The organism is Planifilum fulgidum (assembly GCF_900113175.1).
In the GTDB taxonomy this organism is placed as follows: domain Bacteria; phylum Bacillota; class Bacilli; order Thermoactinomycetales; family DSM-44946; genus Planifilum; species Planifilum fulgidum.
This window is the reverse complement of record NZ_FOOK01000005.1, coordinates 126,364-145,511: the sequence shown is the minus strand read 5'-3', so window position 1 is coordinate 145,511 and position 19,148 is coordinate 126,364. Positions and strand designations below refer to the sequence as shown.

General features: G+C 58.3%; 21 protein-coding genes and 1 pseudogene. All 22 read right to left on the bottom strand.

Features of this window, described 5'->3' with window-relative positions; genetic code table 11:
* Positions 1-10: 10 nt before the first annotated feature.
* A pseudogene (gene wecB / locus BM063_RS04610) lies at positions 11-1,104 on the bottom strand (non-hydrolyzing UDP-N-acetylglucosamine 2-epimerase).
* Positions 1,101-1,253 (bottom strand): hypothetical protein, encoded by a 153-nt coding sequence (locus BM063_RS17570; RefSeq protein ID WP_177198980.1) that lies wholly within the window; start codon positions 1,251-1,253, stop codon positions 1,101-1,103. Before BM063_RS17570 ends, wecB begins: the two are co-directional and overlap by 4 nt.
* A gap of 20 nt (positions 1,254-1,273) precedes the next feature.
* Positions 1,274-1,705, bottom strand: a complete 432-nt coding sequence (gene fabZ / locus BM063_RS04605) for a 3-hydroxyacyl-ACP dehydratase FabZ (RefSeq protein WP_092036296.1) — start codon at positions 1,703-1,705, stop codon at positions 1,274-1,276.
* A gap of 180 nt (positions 1,706-1,885) precedes the next feature.
* On the bottom strand, positions 1,886-2,407 hold the full coding sequence (locus tag BM063_RS04600; RefSeq protein ID WP_092036294.1) for a CDP-alcohol phosphatidyltransferase family protein: 522 nt from the start codon (positions 2,405-2,407) through the stop codon (positions 1,886-1,888).
* 112 nt (positions 2,408-2,519) lie between these two features.
* Positions 2,520-3,041 carry a DNA-directed RNA polymerase subunit beta gene (locus BM063_RS17565; RefSeq protein ID WP_177198979.1) on the bottom strand — a complete coding sequence of 174 codons (522 nt, stop codon included), beginning with the start codon at positions 3,039-3,041 and terminating at the stop codon, positions 2,520-2,522.
* Positions 3,042-3,652: 611 nt separating this feature from the next.
* Entirely contained in the window at positions 3,653-3,946 is a 294-nt protein-coding gene (gene spoIIID, locus BM063_RS04590) for a sporulation transcriptional regulator SpoIIID (protein WP_092036290.1), read from the bottom strand.
* Between the two features lie 181 nt (positions 3,947-4,127).
* Positions 4,128-4,802 carry a M23 family metallopeptidase gene (locus tag BM063_RS04585; RefSeq protein ID WP_245752040.1) on the bottom strand — a complete coding sequence of 225 codons (675 nt, stop codon included), beginning with the start codon at positions 4,800-4,802 and terminating at the stop codon, positions 4,128-4,130.
* A gap of 656 nt (positions 4,803-5,458) precedes the next feature.
* Positions 5,459-5,677, bottom strand: coding sequence for an MATE family efflux transporter (locus BM063_RS18265; RefSeq protein WP_177198978.1), 219 nt, complete (start codon positions 5,675-5,677; stop codon positions 5,459-5,461).
* Between the two features lie 354 nt (positions 5,678-6,031).
* Positions 6,032-7,096: a stage II sporulation protein D gene (spoIID, locus tag BM063_RS04575; RefSeq protein ID WP_245752028.1), complete on the bottom strand. Its 1,065-nt coding sequence runs from the start codon at positions 7,094-7,096 to the stop codon at positions 6,032-6,034.
* Positions 7,097-7,295: 199 nt separating this feature from the next.
* The gene (gene murA / locus BM063_RS04570) at positions 7,296-8,591 is read right to left on the bottom strand and encodes a UDP-N-acetylglucosamine 1-carboxyvinyltransferase (protein WP_092036286.1); all 1,296 of its coding nucleotides are present in this window, start codon (positions 8,589-8,591) and stop codon (positions 7,296-7,298) included.
* Positions 8,592-8,611: 20 nt separating this feature from the next.
* A complete protein-coding gene (locus BM063_RS04565; RefSeq protein ID WP_177198977.1) occupies positions 8,612-9,340 on the bottom strand; it encodes a YwmB family TATA-box binding protein in 729 nt (242 codons plus the stop codon).
* Positions 9,341-9,433: 93 nt separating this feature from the next.
* Entirely contained in the window at positions 9,434-9,673 is a 240-nt protein-coding gene (locus BM063_RS04560) for a DUF1146 family protein (RefSeq protein WP_177198976.1), read from the bottom strand.
* 119 nt (positions 9,674-9,792) lie between these two features.
* Positions 9,793-11,295 (bottom strand): NADH-quinone oxidoreductase subunit N, encoded by a 1,503-nt coding sequence (locus tag BM063_RS04555; protein WP_092036282.1) that lies wholly within the window; start codon positions 11,293-11,295, stop codon positions 9,793-9,795.
* 6 nt (positions 11,296-11,301) lie between these two features.
* Positions 11,302-12,810 carry a complex I subunit 4 family protein gene (locus BM063_RS04550; protein ID WP_245752024.1) on the bottom strand — a complete coding sequence of 503 codons (1,509 nt, stop codon included), beginning with the start codon at positions 12,808-12,810 and terminating at the stop codon, positions 11,302-11,304.
* Positions 12,807-14,672: an NADH-quinone oxidoreductase subunit L gene (gene nuoL / locus BM063_RS04545; protein WP_092036280.1), complete on the bottom strand. Its 1,866-nt coding sequence runs from the start codon at positions 14,670-14,672 to the stop codon at positions 12,807-12,809. The genes BM063_RS04550 and nuoL overlap by 4 nt, the downstream gene beginning before the upstream one ends.
* 143 nt (positions 14,673-14,815) lie before the next feature.
* Positions 14,816-15,121, bottom strand: coding sequence for an NADH-quinone oxidoreductase subunit NuoK (gene nuoK / locus BM063_RS04540; RefSeq protein WP_092036278.1), 306 nt, complete (start codon positions 15,119-15,121; stop codon positions 14,816-14,818).
* Positions 15,121-15,621: an NADH-quinone oxidoreductase subunit J gene (locus BM063_RS04535; protein ID WP_092036366.1), complete on the bottom strand. Its 501-nt coding sequence runs from the start codon at positions 15,619-15,621 to the stop codon at positions 15,121-15,123. Before BM063_RS04535 ends, nuoK begins: the two co-directional genes overlap by 1 nt.
* A 2-nt stretch (positions 15,622-15,623) precedes the next feature.
* Positions 15,624-16,043, bottom strand: coding sequence for an NADH-quinone oxidoreductase subunit NuoI (nuoI, locus tag BM063_RS04530; protein WP_092036276.1), 420 nt, complete (start codon positions 16,041-16,043; stop codon positions 15,624-15,626).
* Positions 16,044-16,124: 81 nt separating this feature from the next.
* Positions 16,125-17,099, bottom strand: a complete 975-nt coding sequence (gene nuoH, locus BM063_RS04525; RefSeq protein WP_092036273.1) for an NADH-quinone oxidoreductase subunit NuoH — start codon at positions 17,097-17,099, stop codon at positions 16,125-16,127.
* Between the two features lie 235 nt (positions 17,100-17,334).
* A complete protein-coding gene (locus tag BM063_RS18140; RefSeq protein WP_092036271.1) occupies positions 17,335-18,099 on the bottom strand; it encodes an NADH-quinone oxidoreductase subunit C in 765 nt (254 codons plus the stop codon).
* Positions 18,096-18,614, bottom strand: coding sequence for a NuoB/complex I 20 kDa subunit family protein (locus BM063_RS04515; RefSeq protein ID WP_092036269.1), 519 nt, complete (start codon positions 18,612-18,614; stop codon positions 18,096-18,098). The genes BM063_RS18140 and BM063_RS04515 overlap by 4 nt, the downstream gene beginning before the upstream one ends.
* Positions 18,605-18,979 (bottom strand): NADH-quinone oxidoreductase subunit A, encoded by a 375-nt coding sequence (locus BM063_RS04510; RefSeq protein WP_092036363.1) that lies wholly within the window; start codon positions 18,977-18,979, stop codon positions 18,605-18,607. Before BM063_RS04510 ends, BM063_RS04515 begins: the two co-directional genes overlap by 10 nt.
* Positions 18,980-19,148 lie beyond the last annotated feature (169 nt).

Genomic DNA, 19,148 nt, shown 5'->3' with positions numbered 1-19,148 from the left:
AAGCAACCGATCAGAGCTCTGAATCGCGCATGAGGTGATCGACGATCCGTTCAGCCGCCCGGCCATCCCCGAAAACGGAAGAAATCCGGGTGAAATCCACCTCGAACCGTTCCACGGCTTCCAGAATGGCTGTCTTGTCCGCCCCCGTCAAGCGGTTGGCGCCTTGCTCCACCGTCTCGACCCATTCGGTTTCATCGCGCATGGTGATCACCGGCACCTGAAGAAAAAAAGCTTCCTTTTGGACGCCTCCGGAGTCCGTCAGAATTTTTTTGGCGTTGGCCTCCAGCCGGAGCATGTCCAGATATCCCACCGGTTCGATCACTTGAACCAGGGGATTGGACAGGGAGAGTTCCATCTGCTTCAGCCGGTTCCTCGTCCGCGGGTGCATGGGGAAGACCGCGGGAACGGACAATTCGTTGAGGGCGGCAACGATGGATCTCATCCGCCGGGGATCGTCGGTGTTTTCCGCCCGGTGCAGGGTGATCAGCAGGAATTCCCGCGGCTTGAGATCCAGCTGTTCCAGGATGCGGGACCGCTCCTCCGCCAGTTTTCGGTTGTACAAAACCGCATCCAGCATGACGTCCCCCGTCAAGTGCACGCCCTTCGAAATCCCTTCCCGCTCAAGATTTTGGACCGCCGTCCGCGTCGGGCAGAACAGCCATCGGGACACGGGCAGAACAGCCATCGGGACAGATGATCGGTCAGCACCCGGTTGATCTCCTCCGGCATCCGCCGGTTGAAGCTGCGAAGCCCCGCCTCCACGTGGGCGATCGGAATGTGCATCTTGGCCGCGGCCAGGGCCCCGGCCAACGTGGAGTTGGTATCCCCGTACACGAGTAGAAGATCGGGACGCACCTTCTCCAGCACTTCCTCCACCTTCTGGAGCATCTCCCCGGTCTGGGCGCCGTGGCTTTTGGAGCCGACGCCCAGATGGTAATCCGGTTGGGGAATGTTCAGCTCCTCGAAAAACACCTTCGACAAACGCGGGTCATAGTGCTGACCCGTATGCACGATGATTTCCTCCGCCCTTCGCCGGAGAACGCGGTGCACCGGCGCCGCCTTGATAAACTGGGGACGAGCACCGACAACGGTAACCACTTTCAAATCGGGAACCCTCCTACTTTAAACATACCTTTGCCGAAAAGACGGATAAACGAAAAAAATATCGGCGAACCACCTTCCCCGAACCGCTGCTCGACCGACATAAATTTTTCTTCTTCGAAAGGAGAAAGGTTCCCTCCAAATAAAGCCAATTTGTCCCTCCAAAGCCGGATCATCCCTGACCGACGGCAAACATCAGCTCCCCTTCCGCGACGACGCGATCGCCGACCCGGGCGACGCCCTTTCCTTTCCCCACCGATCCTTTCAGACGGAGAAGTTCCACTTCCAGACGGAGGACATCCCCCGGGCGCACCTGTCCGCGGAAACGAAATTTGTCAATACCGGCAAAAAAAGCCAGCTTCCCGCGGTTTTCCTCCATCCCCAGCACTGCCACCGCCCCCACCTGGGCCAGCGCCTCCACGATCAGCACGCCGGGCATGACCGGATATTCGGGAAAATGGCCTTGAAAAAACGGTTCATTGACGGTTACATTTTTAATGCCCACCGCGCGCTTTCCTGCTTCCCACTCGACAATCCGGTCCACGAGCAGAAAGGGATAGCGGTGCGGAATGATCTCCTGAATCCCCTTGATGTCCAGCTCCATGACGTTGCCCCTTTCTCATTCCTTTTGCTGCCCCCATTATAGCGAAAGACCCGGGAAATTTCTATTCAGGGAATTCGCGTATGATTTTCACCCATTTCCTTTAAACTAATATCAGCCCGCCCCATCGGGCGGGATTTAAGATAAAGGGTGCCGGCCTCTTGCCGGCACCCTTGTTCTCCGTCACATGGTCCGCTGATTCAGCATTTTGAACTGGAAGAGATAGATGAAGAAGGTGACGAAGGAGAGAGCGATGACGAACCACAAGAAGTTTTCGGCATTGGGATAGTCGAAAAAGAGGAGGAACAGGGCCACATAAAACAGGAACGTGGTCAGCTTGCCCAACAGATTGGCGGGAACCGTCTTTTTCCCCCGAAAGTGAAAAAAGGCCGAACCGAAAATCATTCCCAGGTCACGGGCGAAAATGGCCAAGGCCGCCCACAGGCTGATGCGCTGGGAGATCAGCAGAGAGAGAAAAACCGCCAGCATCATCAATTTGTCCGCCAACGGATCCAGCATGATCCCCAGCTGGGTCACCTGTTTGTTGCGCCGCGCCAGATATCCGTCAATCACATCGGTCAAACCGGCCAGGAGCAGTACCCCGAATGCCCAGTAAATCCTTCCCGGGATCTCCGAAAAATAGAGAAAGAGATACAGCGGAATGAAAAAAAATCGGAGCAGAGTGAGTGTGTTGGGCAGGTTCACGCGGGGTCCCTCCTCACGGATTCCCTATGTATTATACCCTAAATGCCGAACGGAAACATCAAAAAACGCGAAAGACCCCGCTCTGCCGCTCTTCCGGCATGGCGGGTTCTCCTCATCCGTACACCATCTGATAGATATGTCTCCACAGATCGGGGTCGAACACTTCCAGGGGCGATTGCCCTCCCAAGCCTGCATATCCGATCATCAGACCGATCAGGAGCGAACCAAACAGCAGCGTGGGAATCCACAACACCTTTACCGCCTTCTTCAAACGGCGCTGGGCGCTTGATGGCTCTTCGCCCGGTTCCTCTTCATCCTTGCCGAAATCGGGCAAGCGAAACACTTTCCCTTTTCCGGTTGAATTTTCCTTTTTGACCTCGTCCGTTTCCTCATCCTTGCGCCATTTGAGCACGCCGACGGGAATTTTCTTTTTCCGGGGCGATTCCGAAGATTCCTTCCCGGAATCCCCCTTTTTTCCTTCCCTCCCCGGAGATGCCGTCCGATTGTCGGGAATGGATTTCCGATCCGCCTTCCCCGCTTCCGGAAAGCCCTTGGTTTCCAACCGGGATTCCCCGTCCGCCCGGGGCTTTCCGCCGGAATCCGGGGCCCGTTCCTCCGCTTGACTCCATTTCATCTTTCCGACGGGCAAACGAGGGGGAGGCTCCGAGGTTTCCTTTTTCGTTTTCAGAGGCGGTGAGGAATGGTTCCGATCCCCCGCCTTATCATCCCCTTGTTGCGCCGCAACCGATTTGTTTAAGGAGGGGGCGGGTTGATCCTCCCCCCCAGAATCTCTTAAACCATCCATGGATGTATTTTTTTTCCACATCACCGTCGTGGTGCCGCCGTCCTCGCTCACTTTGCCGCCTGCGGTGTGAGAACTTTCCTGAACCACGGCGTCGGATGGAATGCGATGATCACGATCCACCATGTTATCCTCTCCATCAAAGGGTTCGTGCCGGCGGTCCCTGCCGGACAGCCCGTCCACCCAATAAACGGGGCGGATCGGCGCCGGGTGTCAGTTTCCACCTGCGACACCGTATCTATAGAGAATATAACGCAATTGGTTTCCCAAGTCCACTCCTGTTGAAAGGGGGTGGAAAGGGGGTTGGCGGCAATTTCCACAAAGCGGCTTCACGAATCGTCTGCCCCGACGTTTCAAGCCCTTGGATTCCGTGATTCCTTTTCGGATATGTATTTCCTTGATTGCCGAAGGAATTGATGAATCCCGTGACCTTTTCCCTTCCCTCAGATCGTGGTGGTGGTTTCCCGTTTCTTCTCTTCCGCTTTCGGACGCTGTCGCTTGTATTTGATGCGGGTTGCCTCACCGCCTCTGAGATGGCGAATCGATTTATGATATTCCAATATCTCCTTCACTTTATTGGCAAGTTCGGGATTGATTTCCGGCAGGCGTTCCGTCAGATCCTTGTGGACCGTGCTTTTGGAAACGCCGAATTCCTTGGCGATGGCGCGGACCGTGTGCTGTGTCTCGACGAAATAGCGACCGATCTTAATCGTCCGCTCCCTGATGTAATCATGCACTCCCCCTCGCCTCCCTCCTCGGAACGTTTGGTACATTATATGAGCCGTCTCGGCGGTTATTCGCATGTTACAAGCAGTGACAAGCCAAAAACGGCGGATTTTTGGAGTCAGCCCCCGGATCTTTTCCGCGGGCTTCCCGGCGAAGAAGACCGCCCCGGGCCGGGGCGGTCTTCCGAAATCGTCAATTCAGATACTGTTCAGGGTTGAGCGGCTGCCCATCCTTGCGAACTTCGAAGTGAAGATGCACGCCGGCATCCTTCTCGAAACTGTTCTCACCGGCCCGGGCGATCAAAGCGCCCTGGGAAACGGTTTCTCCCTCTTTCACTTTCACGTCGGACAAGCTCTGGTAAACGGTGACCAAGCCGTTGTCATGCTGAATCTCCACCAGATGGCCGACGATGGGATTCTCTTCGACCCGGATCACTTTTCCGTCCAGAGCCGCGACCACATCGAAGCTCTTGCCGTCCTCCCTGGCAAAGTCCACTCCGGAATGGGGCCAGTAGGTGTTCTCGTATTTCACCAGGGAAGTCTCCTTGGACTGATCGGATCCGGCATCGTTGTAGAATCCCATTTTCGCTTTTGCCTGAGCATTCTCAGCAAAGGGGAGAATCATCTCCTGTGGCGCGTTGACGTTTTCCACCGGCTCCTGCTTCAGAACTTCCTCCAACCCGGTTGTCGGTTTTTGACCGGGTTCCTGGCTGGTTGAGTACCACCATACCAGGCTTAGGATGAGTGCAGCCGCTGCGAGATAGATTGCCGGGAAAGCCCATTTTTTCGAAAACAGGCGCTTCCATCGGAGTCGCCACTTCATCTTGTGAATCGGTTTCACGTTGTTGTTCGGTTGCTCGGGTTTCATTTGGCTATCACCTCAGGAAACATTTTGGACAGGGCAAAACCTTTTTATACCTGAGGTGACAAATTTTTAGTATTTTTGAGCGCCTTCCCCCATCGGCCGCCGACATCCCCGTCAGTTTCGGACAATGTGGAAGAATGAAAGGGCGGCCGCCTTCAGCCAACGCGCTCCCGTTGATGTTGCAGACGGACGGACATAGAAGGGCCGGATATGCCTTCATCCGGCGCAACAGGCCGCAACACCGGGATCGAGACGAAACTTCACAACAAAAAAAATGGGGACATCATCCCCTTCCAATGAATCTATGTTTTCTCTCTGTTTCCTTCCCCGCCCTCATCCGCCGCCTTCCGTCCCGGGCGAAGGGCTGTCGGCAAAGCGTGCAGTCCCTGAAGCTACTTGTCCCGGAAATCATTTCCCATTGGTAGGATTGATCCATCTGCCGGACAAATAGTAAATGGAATGGAGAACGATTGAAAGGATAAAAGCGACAGGAAAGCTCCACCACAGCTTATCCAAACCATATTGACCTCCCCAGTAATAGGCGAAGGGGATTTGAATTCCCACAACGTGAAGACAGTGATCAGCAATGGAACGGCAACGGATCCTGCGGCACGCACCGTTCCGGTAAGGACAAACGTTCCGCTCAACAGGATATACGATCAAAAGGTTGTGGAAACGATGTGTTCGGCGATTTCAAGGGAACGATGGGCATCCGGAAGAAAAAGAGACAAAATCTCCGTCTGGAAAAACATGCATAACGTGACTAAAACGCCTGTAAATAACAAGTTGAACCCGAACCCGACGGCCGCAGAGCGATGAACGCGCTGCCAATTTCCGGCCCCTATATTTTGTGCCGCGATGGATGTCGCGCGCCGCAATGCCGGGCATTTGAATGTAAGATATGATTTGATTCACTGCGCCAAACGCAGCAGCCGTTTCCGAACCGAACGCGTTGATCAGGCTGATCAAAACGAGAACGCTGGCGGTGGAAAAAATCATCTGCAGCCCCATGGGAATTCCTCTGGTTATGAGTTCCCTCTTCCCGGGATTTTCCCCGCCGATCAGAGACGGCTTCCTCCCGAAATGGGTATGTTGCCGCCGGTGGTTGTTCGGTTTTCCCCGTACCGGAAAATTTGCGTAACCAGAAACCGACTGCGAACATGTTCCGGAAACCGCTCGGGACACGGGCACCTTTGGCGGTTTTCGCTCTGGCAAAAAAAAAAAGGGGCCAATCACTGGCCCCCTCCTCCCGGTTTCCGGTTGTTCTTCGAAGCTTGACTCAACACGGCGTCCAAAGATCCGATGTCCACCCCCCGGTAATAGTGCCGCACGATTTCCTCGGCGCTTCTTCCCTGATGGGCGAGCAAATTGGCCCCCCATTGGCTCATGCCGACGCCGTGCCCGTATCCCTTGGTTTGAAACCGGATCCGCCCGCGATCAATCGTCCAGGTGAAATCGGTGGAGGAAAGGCCGAGGGCTTCCCGCACCTGCCGCCCCGTAAAGGTTTGGTCCCCGATCCGAAGGGTCTTGATCCGCCGTCCGGAGGTGCGCTCCAGGACACGGATCCAGTTTTCCCCGGAGGAAGCCGCGACGGCGATCCGTTTCCCCGTCTTCTTCTCCATTTTTTGGATGAATTCGTCCAGGGTCAGCGTCTTTTCGTTGAGAAACCGGGGGGAGTCCTTGTCCCAGGGAGAGGGAACGCTTCGGAGATAGGGAAACGATTTGGAAAAGACATCCTCCGAATTCTCCGTGTGTCCGTTGCTGGTGGAAAAAAAGGCCGCGTAAATCGGTTCCCCTTCGTACAAAAGGATCTTTCCGCGGGTGTCGAGCACCGCCCGGTTGATCCGGGAGGAATAGGCGGCGTAGCGTTCTCCCCAGGTTTTTTTCAGCTGTTCATCGGTGCGATACGCCTGGTGCAGGACGGAATCGGACACGTGGGCTCCCCGGGCCTTTTCTCCGAAGGTTTCCATGTCGGAAAAGTCGCCGCTCCTCAACCGGTCCACGATGTAGGTCCGCGCGGCGAGGGCCTGGGCCTTAAGCGCTTCCAGGTGAAAATCGGCGGGCATCTCGGCGGCCACAACCCCCCGCACGTATCGTTCCAGGGGAACGGAAATCACCCGCTTTTCCCCGGTCAAAAACACCCGGACGACCGGTTCATCTTTCTCCCGCGGAATTTCCCGGAGCGACGGGAGATTCCGCGGGGAGGCCGAAGGATAACTGACCAACAGCGCCGGAAGGGCAAGCATCACCAGGAGGAAAAAGAAAACCGGAACGAACAGCCACAATCCTTTGCGCAAGGAAAACGCCCTCCAGTCCTTTGATGATCCGCAAAGCCGCCTTCAACCATCCGCCCCGTCCCTTCGGCGTCATCGAACTGGGACAACCTTCCCTTTCAGTGTATGAGAGGACATGCTCCTTTAGAACGGCAAGGCCGGGAAGATCCGCAAAAAAAAACGGAGGCCGCAACCCGAACGAGTTGCGGCTCCGCCAAAAAGATTACGCGTATGAGGGCTCCGTCATGGATTTTTCGGTATCCACCGGCAGGCGCTCGATATCGGCCCCCAAGGCCTTCAATTTTTCCACCAACTGGACATAACCCCGATCAATGTGATGCAGCTCGGTGACTTCCGTCTCCCCTTCGGCGGCCAGCCCCGCCAGGACGAGGGCGGCCCCCGAACGCAGGTCGGTCGCTTTCACCTGGGCTCCGGACAAGGGATGGCCTCCATCGATGATGGCGGTCCGGGCGTCGATTTTGATCTGGGCCCCCATCCGCTTCAATTCTTCCACATGCATGAACCGGTTTTCAAAAACGGTTTCGGTGACGACGCTGGTTCCCTTGACGGTGGTGAGCAAAGCCATGAATTGGGCCTGCATGTCCGTGGGAAAACCGGGGTACGGAAGGGTTTTGACATCCACCGGGCGGAGATCGCCTTCCGCCCGCACGTGAACGCCGTTTTCCCCTTCCAGCACGTGGATGCCCATCTCGCGCATCTTGGCGATCACCGGCCCCAGATGATCGCTGATGGCTCCCTCGACAAAGACCTCGCCGCGGGTGATCGCAGCGGCCACCATGTAGGTTCCCGCTTCGATCCGGTCGGGAATCACCGTGTATGTGGTGCCCCGGAGAAAGTCGACGCCCTCGATCCGGATGGTTCCGGTCCCGGCCCCGCGCACCTTGGCTCCCATCGCGTTGAGGAAATTGGCCAAATCGACGATCTCGGGTTCGCGGGCCGCGTTTTCAATCACCGTTCTTCCCTTCGCCAGGGTGGCGGCCATCATGATGTTTTCCGTCGCTCCGACGCTGGCCACATCCAGATAGATGCGGGCGCCCCTTAACCGGTCGGGAACCCGTCCTTCAATGATCCCTTTGTCCACCTCAAAGACGGCGCCCATCGCCTCCAACCCCTTGAGGTGCTGATCGATGGGCCGGCTCCCGATGGCGCATCCCCCGGGCAGGGGAATGCGGGCGTGTTTCTTTCGGGCCAAAAGCGGCCCCATCACGAGGAAGGAGGCGCGCATTTTCCGGACCAGTTCGTAGGGGGCTTCGGTGTGGGCCACCTTTTCCGCGCAGATTCGGACACTGTCCTCTCTCAGCTCCGCGGACACCCCCAGGCTTCTCAGCAACTCGGTGATCGTCTTTACGTCTTCCAGCAGCGGGATCTCTTCAATCAGATGCTCCCCGCGCGAGGCCAGGATGGATGCAGCGATGATCGGCAGGACGGCGTTTTTCGCGCCGTGCACCTTCACCCTGCCTTTCAATCGCTTGCCACCGCGAACAACGATTTTTTCCAAATGCCTTCCCTCCGCGTTGTCTAATATTCAATGGTGATAATGGGTGTGCCCAGGGTCAGGATCATTCGCTTGCCACTGCGGTCCATCCGGGCGGCGACCTGTACGTTCATCGTACCACCTTTTGTCTCCAACCCGCCTCGCAAGGCCGGTGAGAAAGCCGAAATGCTGGTGGTTCGGTCCGTCCGCATCCCTTCGATTTCCCGCGCATTCAACCGCTTGAGCACCCGGCGAACCGCCTCCTCCGGATTGGACCCCGCCATTGGCCCGCTCCCTTGGATGGAAAATTGAATTTGCGGACTGATGCCGTTTGCGGCGAGAACTTTCTCGAGCCGGTTTCGGAGATGGGACCATTTTCTGTCCGGATGCCCGCGGCCGGTCAACGAAACGGATATATAAGGACGATTTTTCCGCAAATCGGCCCTATCGTTGATAACGTTCAATCGAACCGTGAGGTTTCGCCCCCATTTGCCCGTTGCGGTCCAGCGATGACCGTGCCGGCTCTCGGTCCGACGGGCCGGCTTAAGGCCCAGTTCCCGGCTCAGCCGACGGGCCAGATCGCCAACTTCCTCCCGCGGCAAAGGGTTCCGGGTCCGGTTTCCGTGGTGCAGCACGGCGGTTTCCGACCGTCCTCCCGCCCGGCGGAAGGCATCGATCAGCTGCTCCATGTCATCCGGCGGGGAACTCGATCCGACGGACAAAAAAAGAATGAAGAAAAAAAGAGTTCCGCTGACAAGCCGCTTCCAATCCATCGACGGTTCATCCCTTCCCCGTGTTTTCATCATCCATTTTCGGCAACGGGAAAGGACGGTATACGCGAACACAGGATCGATCTCCGAAGCGGATCAGAACAGCTGGCTGATGAGGCGGGACCAGCCCAGATAGTCGGACACAAAGGTGGCCAAACCGTGTCCCAGCACGATGGACAGCACGATCATCAACGCCTTCGCTTGGGGCCCCTTCGGCTGCTTCATGAACACGTCGAGCCTCACATTCATCAGGATCCACCAGCTGAACCCGATGCCTGCAAGGGTCATCACGATGTTGATCAATCCCACAAGCCCCAGGCTCACCGCACCATCCATGATATGCACCCCTTTGGCGACGCGTTCCACTCCATCGTACCCGATCGCGGTGAAAAACGCAAAACATTTTGTCCTCACCGGGCCGTAAGAAAAACCCCGCCAAGGGGCAGGGTTTTTCTTCACTGGGGCGGTCCCGTCTGGACAAAGGCGCCGTCCCACTGGATTCCGCCCAGGAACTGAAGGACGCTTTGCGGGAAAATCCCCAGACCGATCGTGCCCACGACGGCCACCAGGATAACCGCCGCCGTCAAACCGGGGATCGCCAATTTCTCCCCGCGGGGCGAAGGACGGAAATACATTTGCCGGATAAACTCGAAGTAGTAGAAATAGGAGACGACGGTGGTGGCAATCATGATCAGCGCGATCCACAGTTTCTCGCTGGCGAGGGCGTTGATCAGGATGTAGAATTTGCCGAAGAATCCCGCCGTCACCGGAATCCCCGCCAGGGAGACAAGGATGACGGTCATCGCCACCGCAAGCAGGGGGGACCGTTGGTAAAGCCCGGCAAAGGCGGCAATCTCCCCGCTCTTTTCATTCTTCTCGACGATCATCAACACGGCGAAGGCGCCAATCGTCATGAGCAGGTACGCCAAAAGGTAGTACAGGGTGCTTTCCAGGAAGGAAAATCCCCACGCGGCCAGCGGCACGAGCAAATACCCCGCATGGGCGATGCTCGAATAGGCCAGCAGCCGCTTGGCGTTGGTCTGCCGGAGAGCCACCGCGTTGCCGACAATCATCGAGGCCCCGGCCAGGATCAACAGGAGGGGACCGGCGATCTTAAGCCACATTCCCATCTGGAAGGGCTGCAGATAGGCGACGATCAGGATGCGGAAAACAAAGGCGAAGGCCGCCGTTTTGGAGACGATCGCCAAAAAGCCGGTCACCGGCGTCGGCGCCCCCTGGTACACATCCGGCGCCCACGTGTGGAAGGGGGCCGAGGCGACCTTGAAGCCGAATCCGACGATCATCAAAAGGAGCGAGAGATAGATGAAGGATTCGTAACCCTGGGCATAAGCCTCACCCAGCCGCTGTTGGACGACGAACAGGTTCGTGCTTCCCGCCAAGCCGTATAGAAAGGACATCCCGTACAGGATGAAGGCGGAGGAAACGCCTCCCAGGATCACGTATTTCCAGGCCGCCTCTCCCGAATCGGTCCGTTTTTTGCGCACACCCACCAGGATGTACGAAGAAATGCTCAAGAGCTCCAACCCGACAAACAGCGTGATCAGGTCGGCGGAGGAGGCCATGATCATCCCGCCGAGGGCCGCGGAAAGGAGCAGATAGTAATATTCCCCCTGATCCCGGACCTCCTCCCGGTCGAGGTGGGAGAAGGAGAGGAGCAGGACCAGCGCGGTCCCCCCCAGGATGAGTGCCTTGAACGTCAAGGCGAAATCGTCCACCCGGTAGGTGTTTCCCAGGATTTCGTAGGGTTTGCCGCCGAAGCCCGCCACGACGAAGGCACCGGCGGCCAGCACCGCCGCCAGTCCCAATGCTCCCAGCCAGCGCCGATCCCAGCGGTCCCTCATGACCAGGTCGATCAGCGTCATCAGCGCGGCGGCGGCGACGAGGATCAGTTCGGGGGCCATAACGGTCCAGTCGTAATGGATGATCGATTTTTCCATCTCCCCCTACCCTCCCATCCTTGCAACGATCGCATGCAGTGTCGTCTGCATCGGTTCTCCCAACACGGCGGGATAGACGCCGATGAGGATGATCAAGCCCAGCAGCACCAGCATCGGGGCGGACTCGGCCGGACGGACATCCGTCAGCTTTTCCCAGTGCCCGCTCAGGGGGCCGAAGGTGGTCCGCAGGACGGCCCGCAGCGTGTAGGCCGCGGCGAGAATCAGGCCCAGCGCCCCCACCGCCGCCAGGGCGGGCTCGCTCTTAAACAGCCCGAGGAACGCCAGGAATTCGCTGATGAAGCCGGACATGCCCGGCAGCCCGAGCAGGGCCAACCCCGCGGCGAGAAGGAGGCCGGAAAGCACCGGCATCGCCTTGGCCATGCCGCCCAGTTCGTCGATCCGGGTGGTTCCGGTTCTCTCCGTCAGGCTGAAAATGAGGAAGAACAACAGGGCGGCGATAAACCCGTGGGAAACCGTCTGGAACAGGGCGCCCGTCAGCCCCGCAATGTTAAGGGAGGCGATGCCCAGGAGCACGATCCCCATGTGGCTGATGCTGGAGTAGGCCAGCACCCGCTTCAAATCCCGCTGGACGAAGGCGAGAACCGCTCCGTACAGGATGTTGACCAGGCCGAGAACCGCCAGAAGCACCGCCGCTTCCCTCACCTGGGCGGGAAACAGTCCCGCTCCGAATCGGATCAGGCCGTACGCCCCCATCTTGAGGAGGACGCCGGCGTGAATCATGACCACCGACGGAGCCGCTTCGGTGTGAACCCGAACCATCCAGGAATGGAAGGGAAAGAGGGGCAATTTGATGCCGAAGGCGATGACGATTCCCGCGAAAATCATCCACTGGATCCGGCCGACAGCGCCATCCTGCACGGGCAGCATCGCCGACAGTTCCTGCATCTTGGAAAATTCGGGGGTCCGAAACAGGATCAGCAGGCCGATGAAGGCCAGGAGCATCACCGCCGACCCCAGTCCGTTATACAAAAGGAACCAGTTGGCGGCCCGCTCCCGGTGCACGTATCCCCAGAAGCCGACCAGGATGAAGGTGGTCACCAGGGTGATTTCGAAAAACAGGAAGAAAAGCAGAAGGTTTTGCGCCAGGAACACGCCCAGCATTCCCATCTCCAGCAGGAGGAAAAGGATGAAATACATTTTCACCCTCTTCCGGATATACATCGAAGCCACGGCGGCCAGAGAGGCGATCACCGCCGTCATCACCGCCAGGGGCATCGACAAACCGTCGGCCCCCATGCTGTAGAAGAACTCCAGGGATTCCATCCCGGCCGGGATCGAAAACCAGGGAACCGACTGGGCGAATTGCACCCCCTTGGCCCCCGGATCAAACCGGGCGTACATCAGGAGCGCCAAAAGCAGCGGGGGCAACGTGGCCAACATGCCCGCCGCCCGAACCCACCGGAGTTGTTTCCCCGGCACGGCCAAGAGCACGACCACTCCCAGCAGGGGGGAGAAGGTGAGAAGGGTGGGCAACTGGTTCATCAACAGATTCATGATCCGATCCACCTCCCCGCCGTCAGGCCGATCAACAGAAGCACCAAACCGATCAGGCTGATCAGGGCGTAGGTTTGCACCTGACCGTTCTGCATTCGGGCCCCGATCCGGCCGAGAAGCTGCGCAATCCGGGCAGTCAACCCGGCCAGGCCGTCCACCACCCAGCGGTCAAAGCCGCCGAGGAAACGGCCGAGGCCCCTGAGGGATCCGACAAAGACCCACTCGTACGCTTCGTCCACGTAATATTTTCGGTACAACGTCCTGTAAAGCCAGGGGACCGGTCGGGAAAAGGCTTCGGCCGACAGCGACCCTTTGCCGTAGATCAACCAGGCCAAGCCGATCCCGGCCAGGGAAACGACCGTCGCAAGCACCGGAACCCAAACCGGCGAACCTCCCCCGTCGGCAGGCAGCCCCGCCCCTTCCGCCAGCCAATCTCCCAGGGCGTGGGAAGGGAATTGAACGAAGCCCGCCAGAACCGACAGGGCCGCGAGGACCGCCATGGGCCAAACCATCACGCCGGGGACGGAGCCGACCTCGCCCTCTCCCCGGTATGTCCCGAAAAACACCTTGAAAAAGAGGCGGAACATGTAGAAGGCGGTGAAAAAGGCGGTCAGCACTCCCAGCAGAAAGACCCCGAACCGGCCGTCCGAGTAGGCGGCGAGCAGAATCTCATCCTTGGAGAAGAAGCCGGAAAGGGGAGGAACTCCGGCGATGGCCAGACAGCCGATCAGAAAGAGCCAGCCGACGGCGGGGTGCCGCTTCCACAAACCGCCCATGCGCCGGATGTCCTGCTCGTGATGCAGAGCAATGATCACCGCCCCAGCGGCAAGGAAGAGCAGGGCCTTGAAAAAGGCGTGGGTAAACAGGTGGAACACCCCGGCCACGTATCCCGCCGAACCGAGAGCCAGCATCATGTAACCCAGCTGGCTCACCGTGGAGTAGGCCAGCACCCGTTTGATGTCGTTCTGCACCAGGGCGATCGTGGCGGCAAAGAGGGCGGTAAAGGCCCCGACATAAGCCACCGCATCCAGTGCCGCCTCCGATGCGGCAAACAGGGGGAAAGAGCGGGCCACCAGGTATACCCCGGCCGCCACCATCGTCGCCGCGTGGATCAGGGCGCTGACCGGAGTCGGCCCCTCCATCGCGTCGGGAAGCCAGGTGTGCAGCGGAAACTGCCCCGATTTACCCACGGCTCCGACAAAGATGAGCAGGGCGACCAGCGTCACCATCGCCGGGGCCACCTTCCCCGCCTCCACGGCGGCGAAGATCTCCCGGAAGTCGAAGCTGCCCACCTGCCAGAAGATCAGGGCGATGGCGATAAACAGACCGATGTCCCCGATCCGGGTGACGATGAAGGCCTTTTTGGCGGCCGCCTTCGCTTCCGGCTTCCAGTACCAGAATCCGATCAGCAGGAAGGAGCACATCCCGACCAGCTCCCAGAAAATATAGAGCTGGAGCAGGTTGGGGGCGATCACCAGTCCCAACATGGAGAAGGTGAACAGGGACAGATAGGCGTAAAAGACGCCGAACCTCGAATCACCGCGCATGTACCCGGCGGAATAGACCTGGACCAGGAAGCTGACCAGGCTGACGATGAACAGCATCAGCGCGTTCAGCCGGGTGATTTCCATCCCCATGGAGATCGTCGTGTCCCCGAGCGCAAGCCAGGGAAACACCGCGAGCCGCTCCGCTCCTCCTCCCCATTGATCCGCCAGCACCCAGAGGGACAGAACCAGGGAAAGAAACGCGGCAAGCGACCCGGTGAAGACCGACACCGATTCCTTCCACCTGCGTCCGAAGGCGATCAGCAACACAAAGGCAATCAAGGGAAAGAGGAGAATCATCCAGACGATTGAATTCATGGATCATCCGTCCTTCAACTGTGAGGTTGCCAGTGTGGTCAGAAAAATGCTTCCCATCGATACTGTCCGCATCGGCATGTGATCGAAAAAAGGCATCCCGATTGCACGGCCCTTCACAAATGCTGCCCCGAGGGAACGGGCCCTCAACCCCTCATCGTGTCGAACCGGTCCACATCCACCGTTTGGCGCCGGCGGTAGAGGGCGATCAGGATGGCGATTCCCACCGCCGCTTCCGCCGCGGCCACCGTGATGGAAAAGAGGGAGAATATCTGACCCGAAATATCCGCATGCAGGCCGAACTTGGAGAAGGCCACCAGATTCAGGTTGGCCGCATTCAGCATCAGCTCGATGGAAAAGAGGACGATCACCGCATTTCGCTTGGTGAGGACTCCATACAGGCCGATGCAAAAGAGAATGGCCGCCAGTGCCAGATACGAGGTGGCAGGCATCAGGACTGACCCTCCCTTTTCGCCAGGATGACCGCTCCCACCAGGGCCACCAGGAGAAGAACCGACGTCAGCTCAAAGGGGATGACGTAATGGCGGAACACGATCTCCCCCAGGCGTTGAACGGTGTAGGAGGCGGGATCCGCTTCGCTTTCCGGAAACGGCAGCCGCCAGATGGTCAAAAGCAGTATCAATCCGAAGGCCGTCACGCCGACAAAGCTCAGCAAGCGGTGCCAGCGGCGCCCGTCTTCGCGCTCCTCATCCCGGTGGCGCGTCAGCATGATCCCGAACAACATCAGGATGGTAACCGCACCGGTATAGATCAGCACCTGCACGACGGCCACAAATTCCGCGTTCAGCAGAACGTACATCCCGGCCAGGCTCAGAAAGGTGAACGCCATCGCCAGAGCCATGTGCACCACCCGGGTGAAACTGATCATGAACACCGCCCCGCCGATGGCCATCAGCGAAAAGATCAGAAAGGCGAAAAACTCACCGCTCAAATTCATGGGTGGTTCTCCTTCCGGACATTCGTGTTGTTGTTCTTCAGCCATTCCATGTCCTTGAACAGTTCGTCCCGGCTGTAGGTGGCCAATTCATAGTTTCGGGTCATGACCACCGCTTCCGTCGGACAAACTTCGGTGCACAAATCGCAGAGAATGCAGATCTCAAAGTTGATGTCGTAGGTTTCGATGACTTTACCCTTTTTTTCGGGATCCGGATTCTTCTTCCCGGTCAAGCTGATGCATTCCGTCGGGCAAATCCGGGCGCACTGATAGCAAACGATGCACTTTTCCGGATCGAAGTGCTGTATCCCGCGGAATCGGTCGGGCATTTCCAGGGGTTCATCCGGATAGCGATAGGTCACTCGCTTTTTTGTGAGATTTTTGAGCGTGATGCCCAAACCCTTAACCAGTCCGAGCATGGTGATCCCTCCGTTTTTCGGCGTGTGGACGCCATCCTGCCGGGGATGCGGGACCGTGGACCGCTTTCCCGCTCCTTGCCGTTAAAACCAATTTCCGATGACGGGCACTTCCTTCAGCAGCGCGGAAAGGAAAATGTTCACCAGCGCCAGCGGCAACAGCACCTTCCAACCCAGCTGCATCAGCTGATCCGACCGGATCCGGGGAAAGGTCGCCCGAAGCCAGAAAATGAAAAACACCATCGCCAACATCTTCAGCACGAACCAGACCAGGGGAGGAATGAAATCAAGCCCGAACAGCGGAAGCCAGCCGCCGAGAAACAGGACGGTTGTCAGGGCGGACATGGCGAAGACATACACATATTCCGCCAGCATGAAGAAGGCGAACCGGAATCCGCTGTACTCCACGTGATAACCGGCCACCAGCTCCGACTCCGCTTCCGGAAGGTCGAAGGGGGTCCGGTTCAGTTCGGCGATGGCAGCGATCAAAAAAACGATGAAACCGAGAAACTGCGGGATGATGAACCAGACGTCCTCCTGGGCCGCGACGATTTTCCGCAGGTTGAGGGAGCCGGCGCTCATGATCACGCCGACCACCGCCATCACCAGGGGGATCTCGTAACTGATCATCTGGGCGGCGGAGCGCATCCCCCCCATCAGGGCGTATTTGTTGTTGGAAGCCCAGCTTCCGACGAGAATCCCGATGATGGTGATGCTGGAGATGGCGACATAATACAGGAGGCCGACGGCGATGTCCGCAAAGAACAGGCTGTCGGTGAAGGGGAGGACGGCAACGACGGCAAAGGACGGCACAAAGGCGATGACGGGGGCGATCTTGAACAGCGTCTTGTCCGCCTTGTCCGGAATCACGTCCTCCTTGATGAGCAATTTCAGCACATCAGCCACCGTCTGCAGAAGTCCCCACGGCCCCGTGCGCACGGGACCCGGACGGTTCTGCATCCATCCGAGCACTTTCCGTTCAAACAAAATGGCATAGGTGACAAACCCGAGGATAATCAACAACATGATCACGGGTCCGATGATCTTCAACGGGTCCATTTTCGGCGTCCACCTCGCGAGACGGTTCTGTTCGATTCCCCCGGGAATCGAATCATCTGTAACCAGATTTTACACAGCCGGGCCCTTGCATACCCTACGACGGCGGAAAGCCCCATCCAGTGGAACACCCTCTCCTCAGACATTTCCGATTACTCCTGTCCGGTCATGTCTGCGGAGGGGTGCCAATATGCGGAAAACCATCGAAGGCCAAGGACCCTCAGGCGGCTTTCCAACATCAGATGTCCGGATCGGCGGGCTCGTAATCCTTCCTTAACGGGTGACCCACCCAGTTTTCCGGCATGAGGATCCGTTTCAGGTTGGGATGCCCCGGGAATTGAATCCCCAACAGGTCATAGATTTCCCGTTCGTCCCAGTTGGCTCCGCTCCAGATGTCGGTGACGGACGGAACGGAGGGGTTTTCCCGGTCCGTCTTCACCCGAACGCACAGGCGATGCTTGTGACCGAGGGATTCGAAATGATAGACCACCTCCATGTGGTCCTCGTAGTCCACCCCGGTCACATTCACGAGATAATCGAAGGCCAGGGTTTCATCCTCCCGGAGCAACCGGGCCACATCGCGCCATTTTTCGTTCCTGACGACGATCGTCGGCAGGTGCCCGTTGGGGCGGTTGATGTAGGATTCCTCCACGGCCTCCTTTCCCGCCTGCTCCGTGATCCGTTTCACAAAGGCATCCAGAAGCGGCTGCTTCGGTGACGGCTCCTGGGGCTCCTCCGCCTTCTTCCTGCGCGCGGCTGCCCGCGCCCCCCTCGCCGCCGGCCGGGCCGGAGGCTTCTTCCCTTCGCCCTTCGGGCGGGCTTCCACCGGCTTTGCGGCCTTTTCCTTCGACGCTTCCCTTTTTTCGGAGGCTTCCCCCTTGGGGGCCGCTTCCTTTTCCGCCCCTTTCTCCGGTGCGGCTTCCGCCTGTTCCGCGCCTTGCTTCCTTTCGCTCGGCTGCTCGGATGCGCCGCCGCTTTCCTTGCGATCCTTCGAATCCGTCACGAACCGGTCACCCTCTTTCCCGTTTTCGCCTCATAACGGATCTTCTCCTGCAGCTTGTTGATTCCGTAGATCAAGGCGGCCGGGTTGGGCGGACATCCGGGGATGTACACGTCCACCGGAACGATCTGATCCACGCCTTTGATCACGGAGTACGACTTCACATAGGGTCCCCCCGCCGTCGCGCAGGAACCCATCGCCACCACCCATTTGGGCTCCGGCATCTGGTCGTACAGACGGCGAAGAATCGGCCCCATCTTCTTGGTCACGGTACCGGCCACGATCATCACGTCGGCTTGCCGGGGGGAAGCGCGGAAGATCACGCCGAAGCGGTCAAAGTCGTAATGGGAACCCCCCGTGCCCATCATCTCGATGGCGCAGCAGGCCAGACCGAATTGCAGCGGCCACAAGGAACTGCTCCGGGCCCACGCCTTGATCTCCTCCAGCGTGGTCAAAAAGACGTTCCGCTTCAGCTGCTCCTGCTCCTCAAAGGTGAGTTCTTCCAAATTCACTTCCATTCTAACACCTTCTTCTTCCACGCGTAAATCAGACCGATCACCAGCACCACCACGAAGATCAACATCTCCACCAACACAAAAAGGCCGATCTGATTGCGAAGGGTGTCGTAAGCCACGGCCCAGGGATACAAGAAAACGGTTTCGACGTCAAACAGGACAAACAACAGGGCGAACAGATAATACCGGATGTTGTACTGCACCCAGCCGCCGCCCACCGGATCGATCCCGCTCTCATAGGTGATCGTTTTGGCGGGAGTCGGGTTGTGCGGCCTGAGCAGCCGTCCGATGGACAAGGCGACCGCGGGCAGGGCCAGCCCCACGATGAAAAACAAAGCGGCCATCAGATAGCTTTCGGAATACGACATCGGCTGTCCCTCCGACTTCCATTGTGCACGGGGGTGGTGCGCGGGACGGGAAACCGGATGAAGACCCTTTTCTTTGCAAAGAAAAACGCTCCGTCCGATCAGAGCCCCATCCCTCATCTTCAATTCGAGTCAATTATAACAAATCCTCCACAAAAGTGCTAACAGGCCG

Coding starts and splice junctions, on each gene's coding strand:
- fabZ (WP_092036296.1), bottom strand. CDS start 1,705: ATGGAGCTGGACATCAAGGGGATTCAGGAGATCATTCCGCACCGCTAT.
- BM063_RS17565 (WP_177198979.1), bottom strand. CDS start 3,041: ATGAAATGGAGTCAAGCGGAGGAACGGGCCCCGGATTCCGGCGGAAAG.
- BM063_RS04585 (WP_245752040.1), bottom strand. CDS start 4,802: ATGAAACCCGAGCAACCGAACAACAACGTGAAACCGATTCACAAGATG.
- BM063_RS04565 (WP_177198977.1), bottom strand. CDS start 9,340: ATGGATTGGAAGCGGCTTGTCAGCGGAACTCTTTTTTTCTTCATTCTT.
- BM063_RS04560 (WP_177198976.1), bottom strand. CDS start 9,673: ATGGATGGTGCGGTGAGCCTGGGGCTTGTGGGATTGATCAACATCGTG.
- BM063_RS04555 (WP_092036282.1), bottom strand. CDS start 11,295: ATGGAAAAATCGATCATCCATTACGACTGGACCGTTATGGCCCCCGAA.
- BM063_RS04550 (WP_245752024.1), bottom strand. CDS start 12,810: ATGAATCTGTTGATGAACCAGTTGCCCACCCTTCTCACCTTCTCCCCC.
- nuoL (WP_092036280.1), bottom strand. CDS start 14,672: ATGAATTCAATCGTCTGGATGATTCTCCTCTTTCCCTTGATTGCCTTT.
- nuoK (WP_092036278.1), bottom strand. CDS start 15,121: ATGCCTGCCACCTCGTATCTGGCACTGGCGGCCATTCTCTTTTGCATC.
- nuoI (WP_092036276.1), bottom strand. CDS start 16,043: ATGCTCGGACTGGTTAAGGGTTTGGGCATCACGCTCAAAAATCTCACA.
- nuoH (WP_092036273.1), bottom strand. CDS start 17,099: ATGGACCCGTTGAAGATCATCGGACCCGTGATCATGTTGTTGATTATC.
- BM063_RS04515 (WP_092036269.1), bottom strand. CDS start 18,614: ATGGAAGTGAATTTGGAAGAACTCACCTTTGAGGAGCAGGAGCAGCTG.
- BM063_RS04510 (WP_092036363.1), bottom strand. CDS start 18,979: ATGTCGTATTCCGAAAGCTATCTGATGGCCGCTTTGTTTTTCATCGTG.